Annotated in this window: 18 protein-coding genes and 1 pseudogene; 11 read left to right on the forward strand and 8 right to left on the reverse strand. The window is 65.5% G+C overall.

Annotated elements, in window-relative coordinates; genetic code table 11:
* The first annotated feature begins 159 nt into the window (after positions 1-159).
* The 3 genes from AB4Z55_RS08875 (at position 160) to AB4Z55_RS08885 (ending at position 3,795) form a co-directional block, all read left to right on the forward strand.
* Positions 160-1,344, forward strand: coding sequence for an aromatic ring-hydroxylating dioxygenase subunit alpha (locus AB4Z55_RS08875; protein WP_064570004.1), 1,185 nt, complete (start codon positions 160-162; stop codon positions 1,342-1,344).
* A 128-nt stretch (positions 1,345-1,472) separates the two neighbouring features.
* A complete protein-coding gene (locus tag AB4Z55_RS08880) occupies positions 1,473-2,993 on the forward strand; it encodes a class I adenylate-forming enzyme family protein (protein WP_369519573.1) in 1,521 nt (506 codons plus the stop codon).
* Between the two features lie 163 nt (positions 2,994-3,156).
* Entirely contained in the window at positions 3,157-3,795 is a 639-nt protein-coding gene (locus tag AB4Z55_RS08885) for a TetR/AcrR family transcriptional regulator (RefSeq protein ID WP_004019458.1), read from the forward strand.
* Positions 3,796-3,847: 52 nt separating this feature from the next.
* Here the strand turns inward: AB4Z55_RS08885 and AB4Z55_RS08890 are convergent, their stop codons facing one another.
* The gene (locus tag AB4Z55_RS08890; RefSeq protein WP_248643341.1) at positions 3,848-4,999 is read right to left on the reverse strand and encodes an acyl-CoA dehydrogenase family protein; all 1,152 of its coding nucleotides are present in this window, start codon (positions 4,997-4,999) and stop codon (positions 3,848-3,850) included.
* A gap of 71 nt (positions 5,000-5,070) precedes the next feature.
* Positions 5,071-5,862, reverse strand: a complete 792-nt coding sequence (locus AB4Z55_RS08895; protein WP_064570005.1) for an SDR family NAD(P)-dependent oxidoreductase — start codon at positions 5,860-5,862, stop codon at positions 5,071-5,073.
* 151 nt (positions 5,863-6,013) lie between these two features.
* On the opposite strand from AB4Z55_RS08895, the gene AB4Z55_RS08900 reads away from it, so the two are divergent.
* The 6 genes from AB4Z55_RS08900 (at position 6,014) to AB4Z55_RS08925 (ending at position 10,541) form a co-directional block, all read left to right on the forward strand.
* Positions 6,014-6,820 carry a crotonase/enoyl-CoA hydratase family protein gene (locus tag AB4Z55_RS08900; protein WP_248643340.1) on the forward strand — a complete coding sequence of 269 codons (807 nt, stop codon included), beginning with the start codon at positions 6,014-6,016 and terminating at the stop codon, positions 6,818-6,820.
* Positions 6,817-7,650, forward strand: a complete 834-nt coding sequence (locus tag AB4Z55_RS08905; protein WP_369519574.1) for an enoyl-CoA hydratase-related protein — start codon at positions 6,817-6,819, stop codon at positions 7,648-7,650. Before AB4Z55_RS08900 ends, AB4Z55_RS08905 begins: the two co-directional genes overlap by 4 nt.
* Before the next feature lie 64 nt (positions 7,651-7,714).
* On the forward strand, positions 7,715-8,782 hold the full coding sequence (locus tag AB4Z55_RS08910; RefSeq protein ID WP_369519575.1) for an oxidoreductase family protein: 1,068 nt from the start codon (positions 7,715-7,717) through the stop codon (positions 8,780-8,782).
* A 6-nt stretch (positions 8,783-8,788) separates the two neighbouring features.
* Positions 8,789-9,181 (forward strand): hypothetical protein, encoded by a 393-nt coding sequence (locus AB4Z55_RS08915; RefSeq protein WP_369519576.1) that lies wholly within the window; start codon positions 8,789-8,791, stop codon positions 9,179-9,181.
* Positions 9,178-9,426 (forward strand): PaaI family thioesterase, encoded by a 249-nt coding sequence (locus tag AB4Z55_RS08920; RefSeq protein ID WP_369519577.1) that lies wholly within the window; start codon positions 9,178-9,180, stop codon positions 9,424-9,426. Before AB4Z55_RS08915 ends, AB4Z55_RS08920 begins: the two co-directional genes overlap by 4 nt.
* A gap of 350 nt (positions 9,427-9,776) precedes the next feature.
* Positions 9,777-10,541 (forward strand): SDR family oxidoreductase, encoded by a 765-nt coding sequence (locus AB4Z55_RS08925; RefSeq protein ID WP_354562673.1) that lies wholly within the window; start codon positions 9,777-9,779, stop codon positions 10,539-10,541.
* Between the two features lie 37 nt (positions 10,542-10,578).
* Here the strand turns inward: AB4Z55_RS08925 and AB4Z55_RS08930 are convergent, their stop codons facing one another.
* Genes AB4Z55_RS08930 through AB4Z55_RS08940 form a run of 3 tightly spaced genes read right to left on the reverse strand, consistent with a single transcriptional unit; the run spans position 10,579 to position 13,686 of the window.
* Positions 10,579-11,529, reverse strand: coding sequence for an NADP-dependent oxidoreductase (locus AB4Z55_RS08930; protein WP_004019450.1), 951 nt, complete (start codon positions 11,527-11,529; stop codon positions 10,579-10,581).
* A gap of 18 nt (positions 11,530-11,547) precedes the next feature.
* Positions 11,548-12,873, reverse strand: coding sequence for a TetR/AcrR family transcriptional regulator (locus AB4Z55_RS08935; RefSeq protein ID WP_308219752.1), 1,326 nt, complete (start codon positions 12,871-12,873; stop codon positions 11,548-11,550).
* A 3-nt stretch (positions 12,874-12,876) separates the two neighbouring features.
* Positions 12,877-13,686: an SDR family oxidoreductase gene (locus AB4Z55_RS08940; RefSeq protein ID WP_369519578.1), complete on the reverse strand. Its 810-nt coding sequence runs from the start codon at positions 13,684-13,686 to the stop codon at positions 12,877-12,879.
* A gap of 160 nt (positions 13,687-13,846) precedes the next feature.
* Here AB4Z55_RS08940 and AB4Z55_RS08945 point away from each other — a divergent pair, with 160 nt between their 5' ends.
* Together AB4Z55_RS08945 and AB4Z55_RS08950 are read left to right on the forward strand one after the other, a co-directional pair.
* Complete coding sequence (locus AB4Z55_RS08945; RefSeq protein WP_369519579.1) at positions 13,847-15,166, forward strand: oxygenase MpaB family protein; 1,320 nt, start codon at positions 13,847-13,849, stop codon at positions 15,164-15,166.
* A 67-nt stretch (positions 15,167-15,233) separates the two neighbouring features.
* Complete coding sequence (locus AB4Z55_RS08950) at positions 15,234-15,428, forward strand: ferredoxin (protein WP_004019446.1); 195 nt, start codon at positions 15,234-15,236, stop codon at positions 15,426-15,428.
* Between the two features lie 27 nt (positions 15,429-15,455).
* Here AB4Z55_RS08950 and AB4Z55_RS08955 read toward each other — a convergent pair.
* The 3 genes and pseudogenes from AB4Z55_RS08955 to AB4Z55_RS08965 all read right to left on the reverse strand — a co-directional run bounded on the left by AB4Z55_RS08955 (position 15,456) and on the right by AB4Z55_RS08965 (position 19,423).
* Positions 15,456-17,180: pseudogene (locus AB4Z55_RS08955) on the reverse strand (molybdopterin-dependent oxidoreductase).
* Between the two features lie 40 nt (positions 17,181-17,220).
* Positions 17,221-17,550: a hypothetical protein gene (locus AB4Z55_RS08960; RefSeq protein WP_004019441.1), complete on the reverse strand. Its 330-nt coding sequence runs from the start codon at positions 17,548-17,550 to the stop codon at positions 17,221-17,223.
* 28 nt (positions 17,551-17,578) lie between these two features.
* Positions 17,579-19,423, reverse strand: a complete 1,845-nt coding sequence (locus AB4Z55_RS08965; RefSeq protein ID WP_369519580.1) for a long-chain fatty acid--CoA ligase — start codon at positions 19,421-19,423, stop codon at positions 17,579-17,581.
* Positions 19,424-19,469 lie beyond the last annotated feature (46 nt).

The following is a 19,469-nucleotide window of genomic DNA, read 5'->3' on the forward strand; positions in this document are numbered from 1 at the left end:
GCGGCGGGTTGCCTCTCACCTCCCCGCCGCACCGGCTCACCATCGGATCGCCTCCGCTGATTGCCGGTTAAAACTTATTGCTGTAGGTTTAAGGAGTGTCGCCCCGGCCCGGGCGAGCACTGTCCCACTCGCAACAACCGCTCCATCACGGAGGGAATCATGACCACTTCGCTTCCCCGTCAGGATCGAATCCGTCGCGCGCTCGAGCATCTGCGCAACGAGACGACCGACGAGTTCGACGACATCGTGCAGTTCGAACCCGACGAGTTCACCGACCCGGTGCTCGCCAAGGACGAGCGCGACCACATCTTCGGCCGCGTGCCGTCGATCGTCGCGCACGGAAGTGAGATCTCGCGGCCGAACGACTTCGTCACGGTGCAGATGCCGCGCAACAACATCATCGTCGTGCGGCAGAAGGACGGCAGCGTCCGGTCTTTCGTGAACCTGTGCCGTCACCGCGGGGCGATGTTGGAGCAGAGCGAGAAGGGGCGCTGCCGCATCTTCTCGTGTGGCTACCACCGGTGGTCATACGATCCGGACGGTTCGCTCCGGACGATCACCCGCGACTCGACCTTCGGCGAGGTGGACCGTAAAGAGCACGGCCTCATCGAGATCCCCACCGAAGAGCGCCACGGATTCATCTGGGTCGTGGACAACGCGCATGCGGAGATCGACGTGGCGTCGTGGCTGGGTCCCGACATCGATCCGATGCTCGCCGAGTACGAGATGGACAAGCTCGTGTGCTTTCGGGCCGGCGGATTCGACGAACCCACCAACTGGAAGATCATGCAGGACGCGTTCCTGGACGGCTACCACATCCAGTACGCACACCCGAACACCGCCGGGAAGATCATCCACACCAACGTGATGGCCTTCGAGGACTTCGGCCGACACTGCCGGTTCATCGCCCCGCGCAAATCGATCGACCGTTTCCTCGAAGAAGATCCCGGCGACATCCCACTCGACAAGTTCGTGACCGAGACGCACTTCCTGCTGCCCAACAGCACGTTGCTGCGTCAGCCGGACCATTTCCAGCTGCTGACCTTCCGGCCGCATCCCACCGACCCCACGAAGTCGCGGATGGAGCAGCGTCTCCTGGTGCCCAAGGTCGAGGACAGCGGCATGACGCCGGAGAAGTGGGACCGGATCTGGAACAAGAACTGGGAGATCCTGCTGGCCGTGTTGCACCAGGAGGATTTCCCCCTGCTGCGCGACTCGCAGCGCGGTATGGGCAGCGCCGATGCCGGTGACATGCTGCTCGGCCGCAACGAGATCGCGAATCAGGTCTTCCGCCGGGAGACCAAGAAGCTCGTCGCGCAAGGGCGTGCCGAACTGAACGCCTGACGAGGGGGTTGGGATCGGCGAAAGCCGGCCCCGGCCGCCACTGTCCGATTTATCCTATATGTGTTGGGCGGGTTCGGGATCCGCCGTGCCGCATCGAAGTCAGTTGCCACAGAGAAGAAAGTACGAACATGACCGCAACCATCGGCAAAGCACTCGACTGGTGGGCCCGGACCAAGGGCGACACCACCGCCGTGGTGTTCTCCGGTTCGCAGATCTCATACCGCGCGTTGCGTGACTGGAGCAGCCGTATCGCCCGGCTTCTCGTCGAGACCAGGGGTGTCGCGCCCGGGAACCGGGTCGGGCTCCTCGGCCCCAACTCACTCGAGTGGCCTGCGGCCGCTCTCGGGGTGCTCAAGGCCGGTGGTGTGCTGGTGCCGTTGAACAGTCGCTATCGTCCCGCGGAACTGCGCAAGATCGCCGACGAAGCGGGAATCGACGTCGTCATCGTCGCTCCCGGCTTCGAGCAACTCGCCGAGGACACCGCAGCGGTGGGGCGGCCGTTCGCAATCGTCTCGTACACGGAGCTCGTGGACCTGCGGGATGGTGGAATCGACGACTACCGCGTGGATCTCGAACCCGATGAGCCGACGACGATCCTGTTCACCAGCGGGTCGACGGGTCTGTCCAAGGGGGTCGTCCTGACCAACCGGACGCTGATGTCGATCGTCTTGGAGAACACCCTCACCGAGGAGGGCTTCCGGCCCGGGACGACCACACTGCTCGTGCTGCCGCTCGCCTTCACTCCCGGCCTGGTGTACGGGCTGCTCATCACCACGGTTCTGGGCGGGACCTTGGTGGTGGAACCCGAGCTCAATCCCTCGAATGCCGTCACGCTTCTCGAAAAGCACTCGGTCCAGGCCATTTTCGGTGTCCCACTCATCTTCGAGGCCATTTCTCGGGCGCCGGAGTTCGCCGAGGCCGACCTGTCGTCTGTGAAGACCGCCATCGTCGGTGGGGCGGCCGTGCCGGCGCAGCTCCTCAAGCGGTGGGGGGACAAGGGTGTCCTGCTGCGCCAGATCTACGGCATGACCGAAGCCGGGGGCGTGGCCACTGCGACCATCCGCGAGGAGGCCTTGGAGTTCCCGGACCGCTGTGGCACCGGATCCATCTTCACCGAGGTCAAGGTCTTCAATTCCGATGACGAGCCTGCCGCGCCCGGAGAAGAGGGCGAGCTCGTGGTCCGCGGGCCGGGCGTGACCCCGGGCTATTGGAACGATGCCGAGACCACCGCGCGGGCCATCCGTGGCGGATGGTTGCACAGCGGCGATCTGGGCGTCGCCGACGAGGAGGGCCGGGTCAAGTTCGTGGACCGGCTCAAGGATCTGATCATCTCCGGCGGAATCAACATCTCGCCGGTGGAGCTGGAGATCGCGATCGGTGCCATCGACGGGGTCGAGGAGGTCGCGGTGATCGCCGCGCACGACGACAGGTTCGGTGAGACTCCGGCCGCGATCGTGACCGTGTCGCAGGACATGGACGCGACGACCATCGTCGAGCACTGCAAGCAGGTGCTGGCCGATTTCAAGGTTCCGCGCTACGTCGTCATCCGCCAGGACCCGCTGCCTCGGCTGCCCAGTGGCAAGATCGCCAAGACCGTCATCCGCGACGAGTACAAGGACGTCGACACCAGGTTCGATCGCATCCGCTGACCAGGCTCCAGCAGACGAGGCCATCGCCCTCCCGGGCGTGGCCTCGTCTGCTGTCTGTTCATCGCGGATCGCAGTCCGTAGGATTCGCGTCCGTCCTGCTTTTGCAGATGGCTGGACACAGAACGAGATCTGTATCTTGTATCATTGCCCACAGGAGGTGGACATGGCGCGCAGGAAGACGGGCAACGTCCTCAGCGAGGATGTGGACGAGGCCCGCAAGCAGATCATGGTCGCCGCGGAGCGCGTGTTCCAACGGTACGGCGTCGCGAAGACGACGATGGACGACATCGGTAAGGAAGCGGGGGTCTCGCGTCCGACGGTCTACCGGTACTTCAAGGACCGCGACGCCCTCATGTCGGCCTTGATCGAGCGGCGATCCCGCCTGCTGTTCGACAAGGCCCGGAAGTACCTTCTCGAGCACGAGACGTTCGCCGATCAGCTCGTGGAGGGGTTGATCTTTCTGGTCGAGCGAGGTCGCCGTGATCCGCTGATCCGGATCCTGGTGAGTCCGGAGCACATGCAGCTGGCCGAATCACTGGTCGGCAGTTCGGGTCTCGCGGCGCGGTTGACCGCGGAGATGTGGGACCCGATCATCGAACGCGCGATGGACCGAGGCGAGATCCGGCGGGATCTCGACAAGGAGAAGATCGCCGAATGGATCGCACTGGTCCAGTTCATCCTGGTCGGCCGGCTGGATTTCGATCGACCCGACGATCCGCAACACCGGGAGATGTTGCACAACTTCGTGCTTCCGGCGTTCATGCCGACCGTCGTGCCCGCGGCGGCTCAACAACAACGCTGAACGCGTGGGCTTGTCGCCGGACACGGATGGTGACCGGTCCGGCGACAAGCGCCTAGTCGCGGATCAGATCGCGGTGGATGATCTCCTTCATGATCTCGTTGGTGCCGCCGTAGATCCGCTGGATACGCGCGTCGATGAAGGCCTTGGCCACCGGGTACTCCATCATGTAGCCGTACCCGCCGTGGAGCTGCACACCCGCATCGATGACCTTGTCCTGCAGATCGGTGGCCCACAGTTTGGCCTTCGCGGCATCGACCGCGGTCAGCGTCCCCTTGTTGTACTCACGGACGCATCGGTCGATGTACGCCCGGGAGACCTCGATCGCGGTACGCAGTTCGGCGAGAGTGAACCCGAGTCCCTGGAACTCGCCGACGGGTTTGCCGAATGCCTTGCGCTCCTTGACATAGGTGAGGGTCCAGTCGAAGACCGCCTCCGCCGACACCTGCGCGGCGATGCCGATCCCGAGCCGCTCCAGGGGCAGGCTCTGCATCAGGTAGGCGAAACCGGCGCCTTCCTCGCCGAGGAGGCTGGTGGCGGGCACCCGCACCTCGTCGAAGGACAACTCGGCGGTGTCCTGTGCATGGAGCCCGACCTTGTTGAGCTTGCGGCCACGCGTGAATCCCGGGGTCCCGTCCTCGACGACGAAGAGACTGAAGCCGCGCGATCCGGCATCCGCGTCGGTCTTGGCGAAGACGATCACGAGATCGGCGAGGATGCCGCTGGTGATGAAGGTCTTCGAGCCGTTGATCACCCAGTCGGTGCCCTCGCGCCGCGCGGTGGTGGTGATCGCGCGGAGATCGCTGCCGGCCGCCGGTTCGGTCATCGCGATCGCGCCGATGGTGTCGCCGGTGACGAAACCCGGCACCCAGCGCTTCTTCTGTTCGTCGTCGGCGTGACGGAGTAGGTAGTTCAGCACGATGTCGTCGTTGGTGGAGAAGCCGGACTGCAGTGCGGAGGCGCCGACCCTCGCGATCTCGGTCTGGATGGCGACGCGGAAGCAGTAGTCGGTCTCACCGGGGCCGCCGTACTCCAGCGGCACCGACAGGCCGAGGATGCCCTGTGCGCCTGCCGCACGCCAGGTCTCGCGGTCGATGAGGCGATCAGCGTCCCACTTCTCCATCTTGGGGACGACGTGTTTGTTGACGAAGGCCCGGACCGAGTCCCGGAACAACTCGTGGTCGGCGTCGAAGAGATCTGTCTGCATTGGTTCTCCTGTGGTGCTGGGGCTGATAGGGGGGAGTGCCCGGCGTTGCCGGGGTGGTGATGTGGGGGGCGTCAGTGTCCGGACGTCCCGCCGTCGACGGCGAGGGTCGACCCGGTGATGTAGGACGCCGCCGGGCTGGCGAGAAACAGCACGGCGGCGTCGATCTCACGTTGCGTGCCCATGCGTCCGAGCGAACAGCCCTGCAGGAAATCGGTGCGGGCCTCGTCGGACATCTCCGCGATCATGTCGGTCTCGACGAAGCCCGGTGCGATCGCATTCACCCGAATTCCCTTGCGCCCCGACCACTGGTGGGACAGGTCGCGTGTCAGGCCGAGGACGCCGGCCTTGCTCGAGGCATAAGCGGCTTGCGGCAGCGCAGATTTGACGAGTCCGAGCATGCTCCCCACGTTGACGATGCTGGAACCGGGTCGCATCACCCGTGCACAGGACCGCGCCATCCAGTAGCTCCCGAGGAGGTTGACGTCGAGAACCGCGCGAAAGTCCTCCGGAAGCTCCCGGGTGGCTGGGGCCGTGTGGGTGAGCCCGGCATTGTTGATCAGGATGTCGACACGACCGAACTCGTCGATCGCAGCGCCGACGACCGCGTCACACTGTTCGGGATCGGTGACGTCCGACGGGATCTCGAGTGCGCGTCGACCGAGCGCGCGTACGTCGTCCGCGGTTCGTCGCAGCGGATCCGGGCGTCGGCCGGACAGTACGATGTCCGCACCCGACTCGGCCAGCGCACGTGCGAACCCCGCTCCGAGTCCCGATCCCGCCCCCGTCACGATCGCGACCCGACCGTCCACTCGGAACAGGTCCAGAAGGCCGGTGGTGGCCCCGTCGGCTGCGCGTGCGCCCACGTCTTCTCCTCTCGTCCGCTGCGGAACCCGAGAGCGGGGACACCGCGATTGTCAGATTTTATCTAATCACATAAGATTTAGTGCGGAAGCCGGCGGTAGGCCCGGGATGCATCCATCTCGACCCGTCCGGATCACGACCACAGGAGAACCCATGACTTCCGACAGCGACTCGGCGACAGAGTCCGTCGTCCGCTACGAGGTGCGCGATCACATCGCGATCATCACGCTCAACCGTCCCGACGCTCTGAACGCCGTGAACTCCGCTCTGTCGACGGCCGCGGGCGCGGCGCTCGAGGAGGCGGCGCAGGACCCGTCGGTCCGTGTCATCGTGATCACCGGGGCCGGTCGCGCCTTCTGTGCCGGCGCCGATCTGAAGGAGATCGCGGCGGGACGCCGGATCGATGACCCGGCCCATCGGGAATGGGACTTCGCCGGGATCGTGCGGCACTACGTTCCCAAGCCGGTCATCGCGGCTGTGAACGGCTTCGCGCTGGGCGGTGGGACCGAGATCATGCTGTCCGCCGATCTCGCGGTGATCGACGACGAGGCGTCAGTGGGTCTACCCGAGGTCAGGCGGGGACTCATCGCCGGCGCCGGGGGGCTTCTGCGTATTCATCGGCAGGTCCCGCAGAAGGTGGCCGCCGAGATCGCGCTGACCGGTCGACCCGTGTCGGCCGCCCGCGCATACGAGCTGGGTCTGGTGAACACGGTGGCGCCGGCGGGAACCGCCCTCGCCGTCGCGCTGGAGCTCGCTGCCGAGATCGCCGCCAACGCGCCGCTCGCAGTGTCCGAGAGCAAGCGGGTCATGCACGAGACGGCGAAAGCGCAGCGCGGATGGGACGAAGAGTCGTGGAAGATCAACGCCTCGGCGATCCGCACCGTGTTCACCAGTGACGATGCGAAGGAAGGGCCGCGGGCTTTCGCCGAGAAGCGTGCACCGGAATGGACGGGTCGATGAGCGCGGGAGCTGTTGTGTCACAGGAGGTCGTACTCGAGCGGGTCGGCGCTGTCGCGATCGTGCGGTTGAACCGTCCGGAGCGACTCAATGCGTTCACCGAGGACATCCGGGTGGGCATCATCGAGGCGTTCGATGCCTGCGACGCCGACGACGACGTCCGTGCGGTCGTGTTGACCGGTACCGGTCGGGCCTTCTGCGCGGGGGCCGACCTCGAGAGCGGGGGAGACACCTTCCTCCCGGACGACCCGGGGGCCGATGGCTCGGCACCGCCGGACGCGGGCGGTCAGGTGGCTCTCCGTATCTACCGGTCGAAGAAACCGGTCATCGCCGCGATCAACGGACCCGCCGCGGGCGTGGGTGTGACCATGACACTTCCCGCAGACGTCCGGATCGCCTCGGACACCGCGAAGTTCGGGTTCGTCTTCACCCGGCGCGGATTGGTCCCCGAAGCGTGTTCGACCTGGTTTCTCCCGCGGGTGGTGGGCATCTCGACGGCCGCGGAGTGGACGCTGGGCGGGCGGATGGTCCCGGTGACCGAGGCGCTCGATCGCGGCCTGGTGCGCGAAGTGGTTCCGGCGGAACAGGTCCTGGAACGGGCGCTGAGTGTCGCGGACGAGATGGTCGCGGGGACGGCGCCGGTCTCGGTGGCCCTCACCCGATCGCTGCTCTGGGGAGCGCTCGGCGCATCGGGCCCCGAAGAGGCCCACCGCGCCGAATCGGAGGTCCTCTACCGGCGCGGCCTCTCGGCGGATGTGCAGGAAGGCGTGCAGGCCTTTCTCGACAAGCGTGCACCGGAGTTCCCGGATCGGGTGTCCGTATCGTCGCAGTGACCAGCGGAGATTACCTGGCAATCTGTGATTGACACCACATCCATACACTATGTATGGTTCCTGCATGACTCAGGCAGAACCCCGTACGACCACACTTCCGTTCTCGGTCGATGAGTTGACCCCGGAGTGGGTCGGCGCCGCATTGACGACCAAGGATGGACAGGTCGTCGTCGAAGCGGTCGACACCACTCGAATCATCTGGGGATCGGCGACCAAAGTATTCGCCACGTTGACCTATTCAGTGAATGCCCGGGACATCCCTGCCCAGCTGTGCATCAAGGGAGGTTTCGACGAACGGAGTCGTGCGTTCGGCTTGGGGCCGGCCTACGAGCTCGAGGGCCACTTCTACCGTGATCTGGCACCGGGGTTCGCTGCGGAGGTGCCGGCGAGTTACTACTCGGCCACCGAGCGCGATCAAGGCGTCATCATCATGGAGGACCTGACGGCACGAGGCGCCGAGTTCGGCCAGGCGACCGATCTGTGGTCGGTCGATGACATCGCGACGACGCTGGAAGTCCAGGCGAAGTGGCACGCGGCGCTGTGGGGGAGTGGCAGGGGCGAGCGCACCTGGCTCCCGGTGGGTGCCAAGGCCGCTCGTGATGCGTTCACGGTGATGCTGAGTCCCGAGGTGTTCCATCCGCTGATCGAGCGTTCCGAGGTTCCGGATCTGTCGGCTGGGCTTCGGGACGATGCCCGGGTGCGCGCGGGTTTCGCGAAGCTGTGGGAACACGACGACGCCGCCACCCACACGATCAATCACGGTGATGCGCACTTCGCTCAGTTGTATCGCGTACCGGGAAGTGCGCCGGCCTTCCTCGACTGGCAGACGGCATGCCTCGCGCCGTGGGCTCATGACGTGTCGTACTTCCTCGGGTCGGCGCTGACCATCGAAGACCGACGGAGTCGAGAGCGAGAGTTGCTGCGACACTACATCGACGCGCTCGCCGGTCATGGCGGTCCGCACCTCGACGACGAAGACGCCTGGTACGAATACCGGCTGCACACCCTGCACGGGTTCGCGTGGATGTGTGTTCCGACCGTGATGCAGCCGTCGGAGGTGGTCGAGGCGATGGCCCACCGCTACGGCGCCGCCCTCGAAGACCACGACCCGATCGGTATGCTGCTGGCATGAGCGCGGATGCCGTTGGACGGCCAGGTGATTGAACCCGGGTATGGCGAGGAGGCCGGGGACTGGGAGCCGCTGACGACATCGGATCCCGCCACTGCGGAGGCCTTCGATCGCTTGATCGACAGCGTTCGTCGGCTGCAGAATTCGGTGGCAGCTGCCCGGCCGACGGAGGCGGTCTCGTTGGCGATGGCCGCCGAACTGCGCTCCGTCGCGGGTCGGCTCGATGACTTCGCCGTCGACGAGGCGCATCAGCTGGCGGGTACGCAGATGGACTCTCCCGGCAGATCGCAGGCCTTGGTGCCGGTTCTGAGCTACCGGAAGCAGACGACCGATCGCGTCGAGGGCACGCTTCGCCTCGGTCGCTTCCATCTCGGTCGAAACGGCGCGGCGCACGGCGGGTGATTCCGCTCGTCTTCGACGAGATCTTCGGCCGGCTCGCCGGAGCCGAACGCCCGCGGTGTCGCACCGCGAACCTGCACGTCGACTACCGCCACATCACGCCGGTCGACACGGAGCTCGAGTTCACCGCATGCGTCGACCGGGCGGAGGGCCGCAAGATCTACGTCACCGGGAGTCTCCGCGCTGACGGAACCGTGGTCGCCGAGGCCACCGGGTTGTTCGTCGTACTGCGCCCTGGGCAACCCTGATCTGTCGGTTGTCCGGGATGCTGGCATGTCGACCGGGGCCCCGCCCCTGTCAGTGTTGCGGATCCGCCCGCCAGACCACACGGCGATAAGACGAAGTTCGACTTCCTGGGGTTCTGCCCGCGGCCGTGGACGGCGTTCAGGGTTCTGACCCCAAGCGCTCGATCCACCGAGGCGGTCTGACGCGAACCGGTGTCACCGGGTGTTTGCCGGAGGTCGAATGACGCTGCCGCTCAGACGAATTCGAAGACCCAGCGGTCGACACGGGGCGGTGGCCTTCTTCAGCCCAGAACCTGTACATGTCGTTCGGACAGTGTGTACGGTCGAGATGGTCGGACTAGGAGAAGGTGGATATGTCAACGTTCGAGAACAAATCGGTGGTCGTGACCGGAGCCGGCGGCGGGATCGGGGCTGCCGTTGCCCGCCGCTTCGCCGCACAAGGCGCGCATGTGGTGGTGGCCGACCTCGATGGCGGAGCCGCCGATCGGGTGGCGGCGGATATCGGTGGGTCGGCGATCGGGGTCGCGGTCGACGTCACCGACCAGGACCAGGTCGAATCGGCCGTGGGTAGGGCCGTCGACGAGTTCGGCGGCCTGGACGTGCTGGTGAACAACGCCGGGATCGCGATCCTGGCTCCGGTGACCGAATTGTCCGCGGACGACTTCGATCGCATGATCGCGGTCAACCTGAAGGGCGTCTTCCACGGAATCAAGGCGGCTGTACCGCATTTGACCGCCCGGGGCGGTGGCGCCATCGTCAACACCGCATCGTCGGCAGGCACCAACGGGATGCCGATGATCGGCGGTTACGCCGCCACAAAGGCGGCTGTCATCAATCTCACCCGGACCGCGGCAGTGGAACTGCGACCCGCGAACATCCGGGTCAACTGTGTAGCACCGGCATTTGTCGAGACAGCGCTGTCGGACAACCTGATGGAGGCGTTCCAGGCCGCGTCGGGTGGCGTCGATGCGCACGAGTTCTTCACCCAGCACCAGGGTCGACTGGGCCGGCCCGATGATGTGGCCCGTGCGGTGACCCACCTGGCCGAGGACGCGGGCGACTGGGTCACCGGTCACACCTACGTCCTCGACGGAGGATTCACCTCGTCCCCGATGTAGCACAGGGAGCGGTCATCGGCGCGGAGGCGTCCGCTCGTCAGAAGAGGATGAGCGGACGCCCCCGTACTCCGCCCGCCTCGATCATCCGGTGCGCGTCGGCGGCCTGCTCCGGCGCGAATCTACCTGTGGCGATCAGGAAGTCGAACAACCCCTCATCGGCAAGGGTGGCCAGCTCGGTGAGACCGTCGGTGTCCAGCAGGCGTTCGCGCACCCATACCTCGCGGACGAGGATTCCGCGCTCCGGTGGGACGCCGTCGAATGTCCGCACGCAGGCGAGTACTCCACCGTCGACGATGCAGGGGTACAGCGAGGAACCGATCAGTGCGGTGTCGAGAACGGCATCGACGCCGCCACCCGCGGCCGAACGGATACGTTCCTCGACACCCGGTCCACGCGCCACGACCTCCGCGGCACCGTGTTTCCGGATCGTGTCCCACTCGTCGGGTCGACCATCGGCGATGACGTGGATCCCCCTGCGCCGGGCGAGGGTCATCACGAACGCGGCGAGAAACCCCGATCCACCGGTGATCGCCAGCGTGGCACCAGGTCTCAGGTCCAGGACGCTCAGGGCTTCCAGAGCGGTCAACCCGTTCATGGGCAGCATCGCTGCCTGCTCGATCGACAGTGTGGACGGTTTGGGTACGACCGCAGCAGTGGGCACGACGATGAGCTCGGCGTGCGCGCCTCCTTCGGGTCGGCGAGGCATCACGATCGACATGACCTCGTCGCCCACCGCGAAGCGGTCCGATGCCGAGCCGGGGCCCACCGACTCGATCACACCTGCCGCGTCCATGCCCGCGATGTAGGGCGGGTCGAAATCCCGGTAGGCGGCGGCCACGAGCCCACTGCGCGTGGCGATGTCGGTCGGGTTGACCGCGGTGGCCGCAACCGCGATCCGCACCTCGCCCTCGCCGGCTGGACGTACCTCGACGTTGCGGACCTCCAACACGTCCGGCGTACCGAAACGGGGAATGACAACTGCGCGCATGATGAGCCTTTCTGGCTTTCAGGGACTTCCGTATATGGCGGTGGTCAACAACTCCGTGAGGAAGTGGGTGACCTCGTGCAAGTCGGTCAGATTGTCGTCTCCGGCCAGCGCGCCGGCGATCGATCTCTCGATTGTCCACAGGACCACGGCGGAGAGTTCTCCCGGCGGCGGACCGGGGATGGCGATCCCCGAGCGCCGATCGGCGGTGATGACGCGGCCGAGGTAGTCCGCCATCTGAGCGATGCCGGCCCGGTAGACTTCGCGGAGCTCGGGCCGTCGGGGCCATTCGAGTAGGGCGCTCCTCATCACCGAGGTGGTCCGCGCGTCGATCCGGAGCCACTCCCGCAACACTGTGCCGACGGCGGCCCGGTCGGCCCGGTCGATGGTGTCGAGCGACTGGAGTCGGTGGACGGTCGACGCTGCGACCTCACGGTAGAGCTCGGCGAACACCGCGTTCTTGTTGTCGAAGTAGAAGTAGAACGTCGACCGAGACACACCGGCGCGCCGAACGATTCGGGCGACGCTCACCTTGTCCAGTGGGAGATCGAGTAGTAGGTCGCGGAGCGAGTCCAGGATGGCCGTCGACGTCGTATCGGATCTCGGATCGACCCCGGAGTGCTCGATCTGTGTGTGTGCGCCGCCGGGCCCGTCGCCGTGCGGACGGGCTTGTGTCGCTGATGACAGTGTTCCGGCGGACGGTGCCGGTACCGAATTCGGTACCGGCCGCAGGACGGACCGAGTGAGCCAGTCCACCGCGCCGACCGCGGACGCCAGGGCGGGGAGATGCGGATCGAGTTCCCGTGTGCAGACATACATCACGCGTTCGATGCCGCATACGAGTACGGTCGCGATCATCTCCGGGCGCGCGCCGTCCGGAGCACGACCGGAGTCGCGCTCGTGACGGATCTGTTCGGCGACTCCTGCGACGAATCGGTCGAATGTCGGACGCCACACGGCCTCGATGTCGGGGTTCGAGTGCATGTGCTCGACGACCGCGCCGATCACTCCGCCGTGTGACGACCACATCTCGAGGGTTGGTGTGATGCTCGCCTGCATTCCGTACGACCTGTCGCGCCCCGGTGTCGTATCCCAGAGTTGCGGCCCCCCGTAGGACTCGGCCAGCACCACATCGGCGAGGGCGACCAGGACGTCGAACTTCCCGGCGAAGTGATGATAGAAGGCGGATCGGGAATGCCGCGTGCCCGAGATGATGTCGGCGATGGTGACTTCTTCGAACGACTTGTGCACCAACAGCTCCTCCGTTGCAGCGAAGAAGGCGGCAACGGTGGCGTCGGAGGGCCGCGGCTCTCGACGACGGTGCGCCGACCCGCGAGCGACCCGCACCGCTCAGCCCAGCTTCGCCGAACCGCCACAACCGACTATGCCCCCGTCGAGGGGGATCACGTTCCCGGTCATGTACTTTCCGGCAGCACTGGCGAGGAAGATGCTCAGCGCGGCAATGTCGTCAGGCTCTCCGAGACGCCCCAGTGGGATCCCGCCGACGACCCGCTCGAGTGCGTCGGGATTCTCTGTCACGAACCGCATCATCCGGCTCTCGAACGGACCCGGCGCGATGGCGTTCACGGTGATCGATTCAGATGCGAGCTTCTTCGCGAGATGCCTTGTCAAATGGTGGAGTCCGGCCTTGCTCGCCCCATAGCTGAAACTGTCCATCTCCGGCACGTTGATGCCGTCGGTCGAACCGATGTTGATGACCGAGGCGCGTCCGGCCTCACGTGCGGCAGCACGCAGTCCGGGTAGCAAGGTGACGGTGAGGTGGAAAACGCCTTCGAGGTTGGTGTGCATCACCTTGTCCCACCCGGCATCCGGGAATTCTTCAAGGGGGGCACCCCACGTCACACCGGCATTGTTCACCACCACGTCGAGTCGCTCGCCGCGTGCGAGGACCTCGGCAGCCAGGGTTCGTGCCGACTCCGGGGTCGAGACATCGCCGACGATTCCGGTGACGCGCCCGTAGGTCGACAACCGCTCCACCGCGGCGTCGACTCCGGCCTGTTTGCGTGACGACAGGACGACGTCGGCACCGGCTGCGGCGAAACCTTCGGCGATCATCACTCCGATCCCGCTGGTCCCACCGGTGATCAAGATCCTGGCACCGGCGACGTCGAACAACTGGTAGGGCGAATTCTGCGTCATGGAACTCCTCATCGATTCTGTACAACCGACCATACAGTATGTTCGGACACGTTGACTGTGTTGTGGAGCACAAATACCGTCGCTGGCAGCCGACCATCACAACCGACGCGGCAGCCCGGAGGAGTCGGCAGCCCGATTCACCGACGACAGGAGAAGACTCGTGACCGCTCAACTGATTCCGCAGACGAGGGAAGGTTCGCTCGACGTTCCCGAGGGGTTGCCTCGTGGTATCGATCTCGGCCGGATCAACAATCGGCGCGAAGCAATCATGAGGTACGGACGCGACTACGTGGAGCGCATGACCGACCACGCTCTCCTCGGCGACGATCATGCCTACCGAGCGTTCCTGGACTTCAAGGACAAGTCGAAGAACGCGTCCTGGAAGATGTTCGAGCAGGCCCTCGATCACGGGATCGATTCGCTCGACGATCCCTCCGACGGACTCGTCGGACTGTTCGAACAGCTCGACCACATTCCGGACTGGGTGGACTTCGACCAGCTGTACCGGGGTGCCGTCGCATACTGGCGAGTGGGCTCGGTTGCCGGCATGGTGCTGACGTATTCGTCCATCGGAGCGGGCTTCTCGATGTACAGCTCGACACGGCCGGTGTTGTTCAGTGGTCGCCTCAAGGACGAGTCGGCCGTGGGCGGGCGGCTCACCGAGAGCTTCCGATACGTCGTTGCGGCGCACACCCCCGGCGGCATGCGCCGCGATCAGGACGGCTTCCGTCTCACTGCGAAGGTCCGCATGATCCATGCCGCGGTGCGACACACGCTCAGTCATTCCCCGCATTGGGACTGGCCGAGCTGGGGTCTGCCCATCAGCAACCTCGATTCGATGAACACCCAAGCGGGACAGTTCGGTACGCAGTTCGTCGACGGCGTCCGTGCGTCGGGGATCAGCATCAGCGACCGCGAGGAAGAGGACATCTTCGCGCTCTGCCGGTACGTGGGCTGGGTGATCGGCGTTCCGGAAGAGGTGCTCCACACGAACCCCGACGACGCCCGGATGAAGGTCAACTTCCACAAGCTCATCGAATTGCCGGCCGACGACCTCTGTCGCGATGTGGTCAAGACGATCATCGAGTACAGCACCGAGAAGCCGCCGGGTGATGTCGAACTGCTTCCGGGACCGGTTGCCGCCTTCATGACCACCGAGCGGCGACGCCATCTCGCGTGGGCACTGATCCGAAACTGGCAGCCGGACTACGTGAGCGAGATGCTCGACGTCGAACGCACCCCGTGGCGCTTCGCGCTGCCGACCATTCGGCCACTGGTCAGCGCCTTTGATCGCGTGGCACGTAAACTGCCGCACGATGACGAGGCCAAGGCTTTCAAGACGTTGCGGCAGTTCAATTCCGCGATCGCAACGCCGGAGGGTGGCAAGTCCGAAGAGGTCGCGAACCCGGACACGCTGACCAAGGACATTGCCGCGAACAAGGGCAAGGTGCCGAAGGCGTCTGCTCGAGCGGCGAGTTAGTGGCACGGGATGCGCGGGCCGTGCCGCCCGCGCACCCCGGCCGCACGGAATGACCGGAAGACGGATCATGAAGATCACCATCGATCGAACGGCCTGTTACGGGCTGGGGGCGTGCGAATCTGCGGCTCCCGAGGTCTTCGAAGTCGGCGACGACGGAAAAGCGCACCTGGTTGCCGATCCGACGGACCTTGCGCGGTACCGGGTTGCGATAGCGGAAGCAGTGGACGAATGCCCGATGCGTGCTCTGCTCATGGAACTCTGACCCGCAGTCGGTCGGAACCCGCCCGGTCTACGACCTGGCGGGCTCCAGGCGAATGGTGACCGCCTTGGACACCGGCGCATTGGATTTGTCGGCGACATGGTCGAGGGGGATGAGGGGGTTGGTCTCGGGGTAGTTTCCGACCGGGGTCGGGTAGGCGACCAGTCGGAAGTTCGGTGCCCGGCGCTGGTGGGTCGTTCCATCGGCACGGGGCCATTCGGAGACGAGGCCGACGATGTCGCCGTCGGTGTAGCCGAGAGCCCCGATGTCGGCGGCGTTGATCTGCAGCACCCGTCGACCGTTCTTGATGCCGCGGTAGCGATCGTCGAGTCCGTAGATGGTGGTGTTGTACTGGTCGTGACTGCGCATGGTCTGCAGTATCAGCCGGCCCGCGGGTACCGGTACCCACCGCAGGTCGTTGACGACGAATGTTGCTTTGCCGAACTCGGTGTCGAGGGCGGCGAGAAAGCCCTCGGGCATCTTCTCCCAGATACCCATGGTGCGGTCGCCCTGGACGTTGGAATGACCACGGGCAGGGCAGACCCCGGCGCCGGGTTTGCCGATCATACCGCGCATCAGCAGCAGCGCGACCGCATCTTGGATGGTGGCCACCCCGTGCGTCTGTCGGGTCAAGCCCATGGCCCAGGATGATCGTCGCGCGTGATGCGATGAGGGCCTGTGCCGTGGCATGGATGTGCTCGAGGGACAGGCCGGTCGCCGCGACGACCACCTCGAGGTCAACGCGGCGTATGTGTTCGGCGTAGGCATTCCAACCGGTGCAGTGCTTTTCGAGGAAGTCGTGGTCGAGGACGGTGTCGGGGGCGGCGTCGTCGGCATCGAGGACGAGCTTGGCCAACCCCTTCAAGAGGGCTTGGTCACCACCGATGCGGATCTGCAGGAACTCATCGGCGATGGCGACACCATCGCCGATGACGCCGTGCACTTTCTGGGGTCCTTGAACCGCAGCAGCCCGGCCTCGGGCAACGGGTTGATGGCGATCACGCGGGCGCCGTTGGCTTTTGCCTTCTCCAGAGTGGAGAGCATGCGCGGGTGGTTGGTGCCAGGGTTCTGCCCGGCGTTCAGGATGAGGTCGGCGTTCTCGATATCGGGGACCGACACCGAACCCTTGCCGATGCCGATGGTCTCGGTGAGTGCTGTTCCGGAGGATTCGTGGCACATGTTCGAGCAGTCGGGCATGTTGTTGGTGCCGAAGGCTCGGATCATGAGCTGGTAGACGAACGCGGCTTCGTTGCTGGTTCGGCCGGACGTGTACACCGCCTGATCCGGTGTGTCCAAGGCGCGGAGTTCGTGGGCGATGATCGAGTACGCGAGCCGCCAGCTGATCGGGGTGTAGTGGGTGGCGCCGGGCAGCAGCACCATCGGTTCGGTGATACGGCACTGCTGTCCGAGCCAGTAGTCCGTGCGCTCACGCAGCTCGGAGGCCGGGTGAGCGTCGAAGAAGTCGGGATCGACGACCCGCCGAGTTGCTTCCTCGGCGACCGCTTTGGCCCCGTTCTCGCAGAACTCGGCATGCTTGCGGTGCCCGGGAGTCTCCGGCCATGCGCAGCCGGGACAATCGAATCCGTCGCGCTGGTTGAGTTTCACCAGGGTACGGGCTGTGCGCGCAAGCCCCATCTGCTCGATGCCGCGCCGCAGGGAGACCAGGACGGCCTCCACTCCTGCGGCATGCGACTTCGGAGGGGTGACGAGCAACGTTTTCTCGTCGATGTCGGATTCAACGCGATCGGTGCTCATGACGAACGAGGACGTGACGCGAACGGCGGTGGTGAACCGGTCACCGTGCCGCCCTGACGGGGGATCCCGGCCGGACCCGCGGTGCACCGGACGCGGTGAATCGGGCTCGCAGATAGACACCGTCGAACCACCCATGGCACTCTGCGAACGCCAGCAACTCGCGGACTTCGTCGCGCCATCGTCGGTCGTCGTTCAACGATTGCAACCACAATGTGTTGATGTAGGCAGCATCGCCGTCGACATAGCCGATGCCCCGCTGTCGCAAACGTTCGGAGGTCTCGATCTCGTTCACCGCGCTGCGGACTTCGAGGTCTCGCAGATCCGATCGTTCACGGACGCGGACCGTGTGCGCTTCCACGCGGATTTCCATGGGTTGCTCCGGAGTTGATCCGCTGTGATCAGCGGGCTGGTGACGAGTAGATGTCCTCGATGACCTCTGCGTACTTGGTGGCCACCCCGCGCCGCTTGAGCTTCATCGTCGGGGTGAGCTCTTCGGAATCCGGGAGCCATTCGTCGGCCAGGAGTCGATACCGTTTGATCTGCTCGACCCGGGACAGCTGGGAATTGGCGCGTTCTACCGCCTCAGCGATCTCGGCCTGTAGCGAAGTCTCCTGGATCAGCGACGACGGGGTGCTCTCGGCGAGTCCGTGCTCGGCGGCGAAGGTGCGTGCGGCATCGGGATCGAGCACGATCAGCGCGACGTTGTAGGGACGACGGTCGCCGACGACACACGCCTGGCCGATCAGCGGTGACGAGCTCTTCAGCTTGCCTTCGATGTTGACCGGCGACATGTTCTTGCCGGCGGCATTGATGATGAGCTCCTTCTTGCGGTCGACGATGGTCACCCACCCCTCGTCATCGATCTGAGCGATGTCGCCCGTGTGCAGCCAGCCGAATTCGTCGATTGCTTCGGCGGTCTTCTCCGGCGCCTTCCGGTAGCCCTTCATGACGTGGGGTCCGCGCAGCAAGAGTTCGCCGTCGTCGGCGAGCTTGGCCTCGGTGCCGGGTTGTGCGAGACCCACTTTGCCCACGCGGATGTCGGTCGGAATGTTGGTGAAACCGAGCGCCCCGGTCTCCGACATCCCGAAGCCTTCCTGCAGCGGCGTGCCGATTGCGAGGAAGAACTCATGCACGGCGGGGGCGATGGGCGCGGCGCCCGTCATGAGCAGGGCGACCCGATCGAGGCCCAATTGGGCCCGAAGGCCGGCGAAGATGTTCTCTTCGGCGGTCGCGACCTTCGCCGTGAGATCGGCCGGTACTTCTTCTCGACGCTGCTCGGTCTGCACCTTCGTGGTGGCCGCATCGAGCGCTGCGAGCGTGGGGACCCGTTGCTCGTCCGGAAGTGCCGAGAACCGGGCGAGTAGAGCGGCGCGAAGTTTCTCCCAGATTCGCGGAACGCCCAGGAACCAGGTCGGGTGTGCGTGTGCCACCGCGCCGAAGACCGTGGTTGCGTCGCGGACCGTCGTGATGGGCCACCCCGTGACAGTTGCGAGATAGTGCGAGAAGACCCGGTCGGCGGCATGCGCCGTCGGCAGGTAGCTGATCGCGGCGCCGTCGACGTCGAACGGGAAACGAAGATTGCAGGTGTACATCACGAACATGAGGTTCGCGTGGGTCAACTCGACGCCCTTGGGGTCGCCGGTGGTACCCGAGGTGTAGATCAGCGTCGCGAGGTCCGAGGCCTCCACCGAACGCCAGCTCTTGTCGAAGTCGAAGTCCGCCGGGCGTCGCCCACGTAGTTCGGTGAGGGTGCTGATCGTCGCCGGCCCGTTGCCGTGTGTTCGCGAATCATCGAGGGGACCGTTCACCACGATGTGCTTGAGGGCCGGAGCCGCGGTGCGGTTCAGGACATCGAGGAAGGCCGGTTCGGCGACGACGACAGCGTTGCCCGCGTTCTCGAACAGGAAGCTGATCTGCTCCGGCGCCGAGGTGAGGTAGATGGAGAACGGGGTGGCGCCGAGGTGCAGCACCGCCATGTCGACGATGTGGAACTCGGGACTGTTCGCCAGCATGATCGCGACGGTGTCCCCGCGCTCGACGCCGAGATCGGCCAGTCCGGCCGCGACCTCCTCGACCGCGTCGCGGTAGTCGCCCCATGTGTAGGAGCGGTCTTCGCCGAAAGCGATCAGGGCCTTCGAGTCGAGTCGGTCGGCGGCGGTTGCCTGGAACGCTCCGACGAGTGTGGATGCCGAAATGCCGGGTGCGGCAACGGGTGCGGACGGTGCCTGGGAAGCCTGTGTCATCGTTTCTGCCTCGATTGCGGTGCGGAGGGACGGGAGGTCGAGAGGT

This window comes from Gordonia sp. ABKF26 (assembly GCF_041103195.1).
GTDB classification, from domain to species: Bacteria; Actinomycetota; Actinomycetes; order Mycobacteriales; family Mycobacteriaceae; genus Gordonia; species Gordonia terrae.

Bases quoted from the DNA above. Each gene is read 5' to 3' on its own strand.
- AB4Z55_RS08900 (WP_248643340.1), top strand. From the start codon at position 6,014: ATGACTTCCGACAGCGACTCGGCGACAGAGTCCGTCGTCCGCTACGAG.
- AB4Z55_RS08940 (WP_369519578.1), bottom strand. From the start codon at position 13,686: ATGACGCAGAATTCGCCCTACCAGTTGTTCGACGTCGCCGGTGCCAGG.
- AB4Z55_RS08875 (WP_064570004.1), top strand. From the start codon at position 160: ATGACCACTTCGCTTCCCCGTCAGGATCGAATCCGTCGCGCGCTCGAG.
- AB4Z55_RS08925 (WP_354562673.1), top strand. From the start codon at position 9,777: ATGTCAACGTTCGAGAACAAATCGGTGGTCGTGACCGGAGCCGGCGGC.
- AB4Z55_RS08890 (WP_248643341.1), bottom strand. From the start codon at position 4,999: ATGCAGACAGATCTCTTCGACGCCGACCACGAGTTGTTCCGGGACTCG.
- AB4Z55_RS08885 (WP_004019458.1), top strand. From the start codon at position 3,157: ATGGCGCGCAGGAAGACGGGCAACGTCCTCAGCGAGGATGTGGACGAG.
- AB4Z55_RS08950 (WP_004019446.1), top strand. From the start codon at position 15,234: ATGAAGATCACCATCGATCGAACGGCCTGTTACGGGCTGGGGGCGTGC.
- AB4Z55_RS08960 (WP_004019441.1), bottom strand. From the start codon at position 17,550: ATGGAAATCCGCGTGGAAGCGCACACGGTCCGCGTCCGTGAACGATCG.
- AB4Z55_RS08905 (WP_369519574.1), top strand. From the start codon at position 6,817: ATGAGCGCGGGAGCTGTTGTGTCACAGGAGGTCGTACTCGAGCGGGTC.
- AB4Z55_RS08915 (WP_369519576.1), top strand. From the start codon at position 8,789: ATGCCGTTGGACGGCCAGGTGATTGAACCCGGGTATGGCGAGGAGGCC.
- AB4Z55_RS08930 (WP_004019450.1), bottom strand. From the start codon at position 11,529: ATGCGCGCAGTTGTCATTCCCCGTTTCGGTACGCCGGACGTGTTGGAG.
- AB4Z55_RS08910 (WP_369519575.1), top strand. From the start codon at position 7,715: ATGACTCAGGCAGAACCCCGTACGACCACACTTCCGTTCTCGGTCGAT.
- AB4Z55_RS08880 (WP_369519573.1), top strand. From the start codon at position 1,473: ATGACCGCAACCATCGGCAAAGCACTCGACTGGTGGGCCCGGACCAAG.
- AB4Z55_RS08965 (WP_369519580.1), bottom strand. From the start codon at position 19,423: ATGACACAGGCTTCCCAGGCACCGTCCGCACCCGTTGCCGCACCCGGC.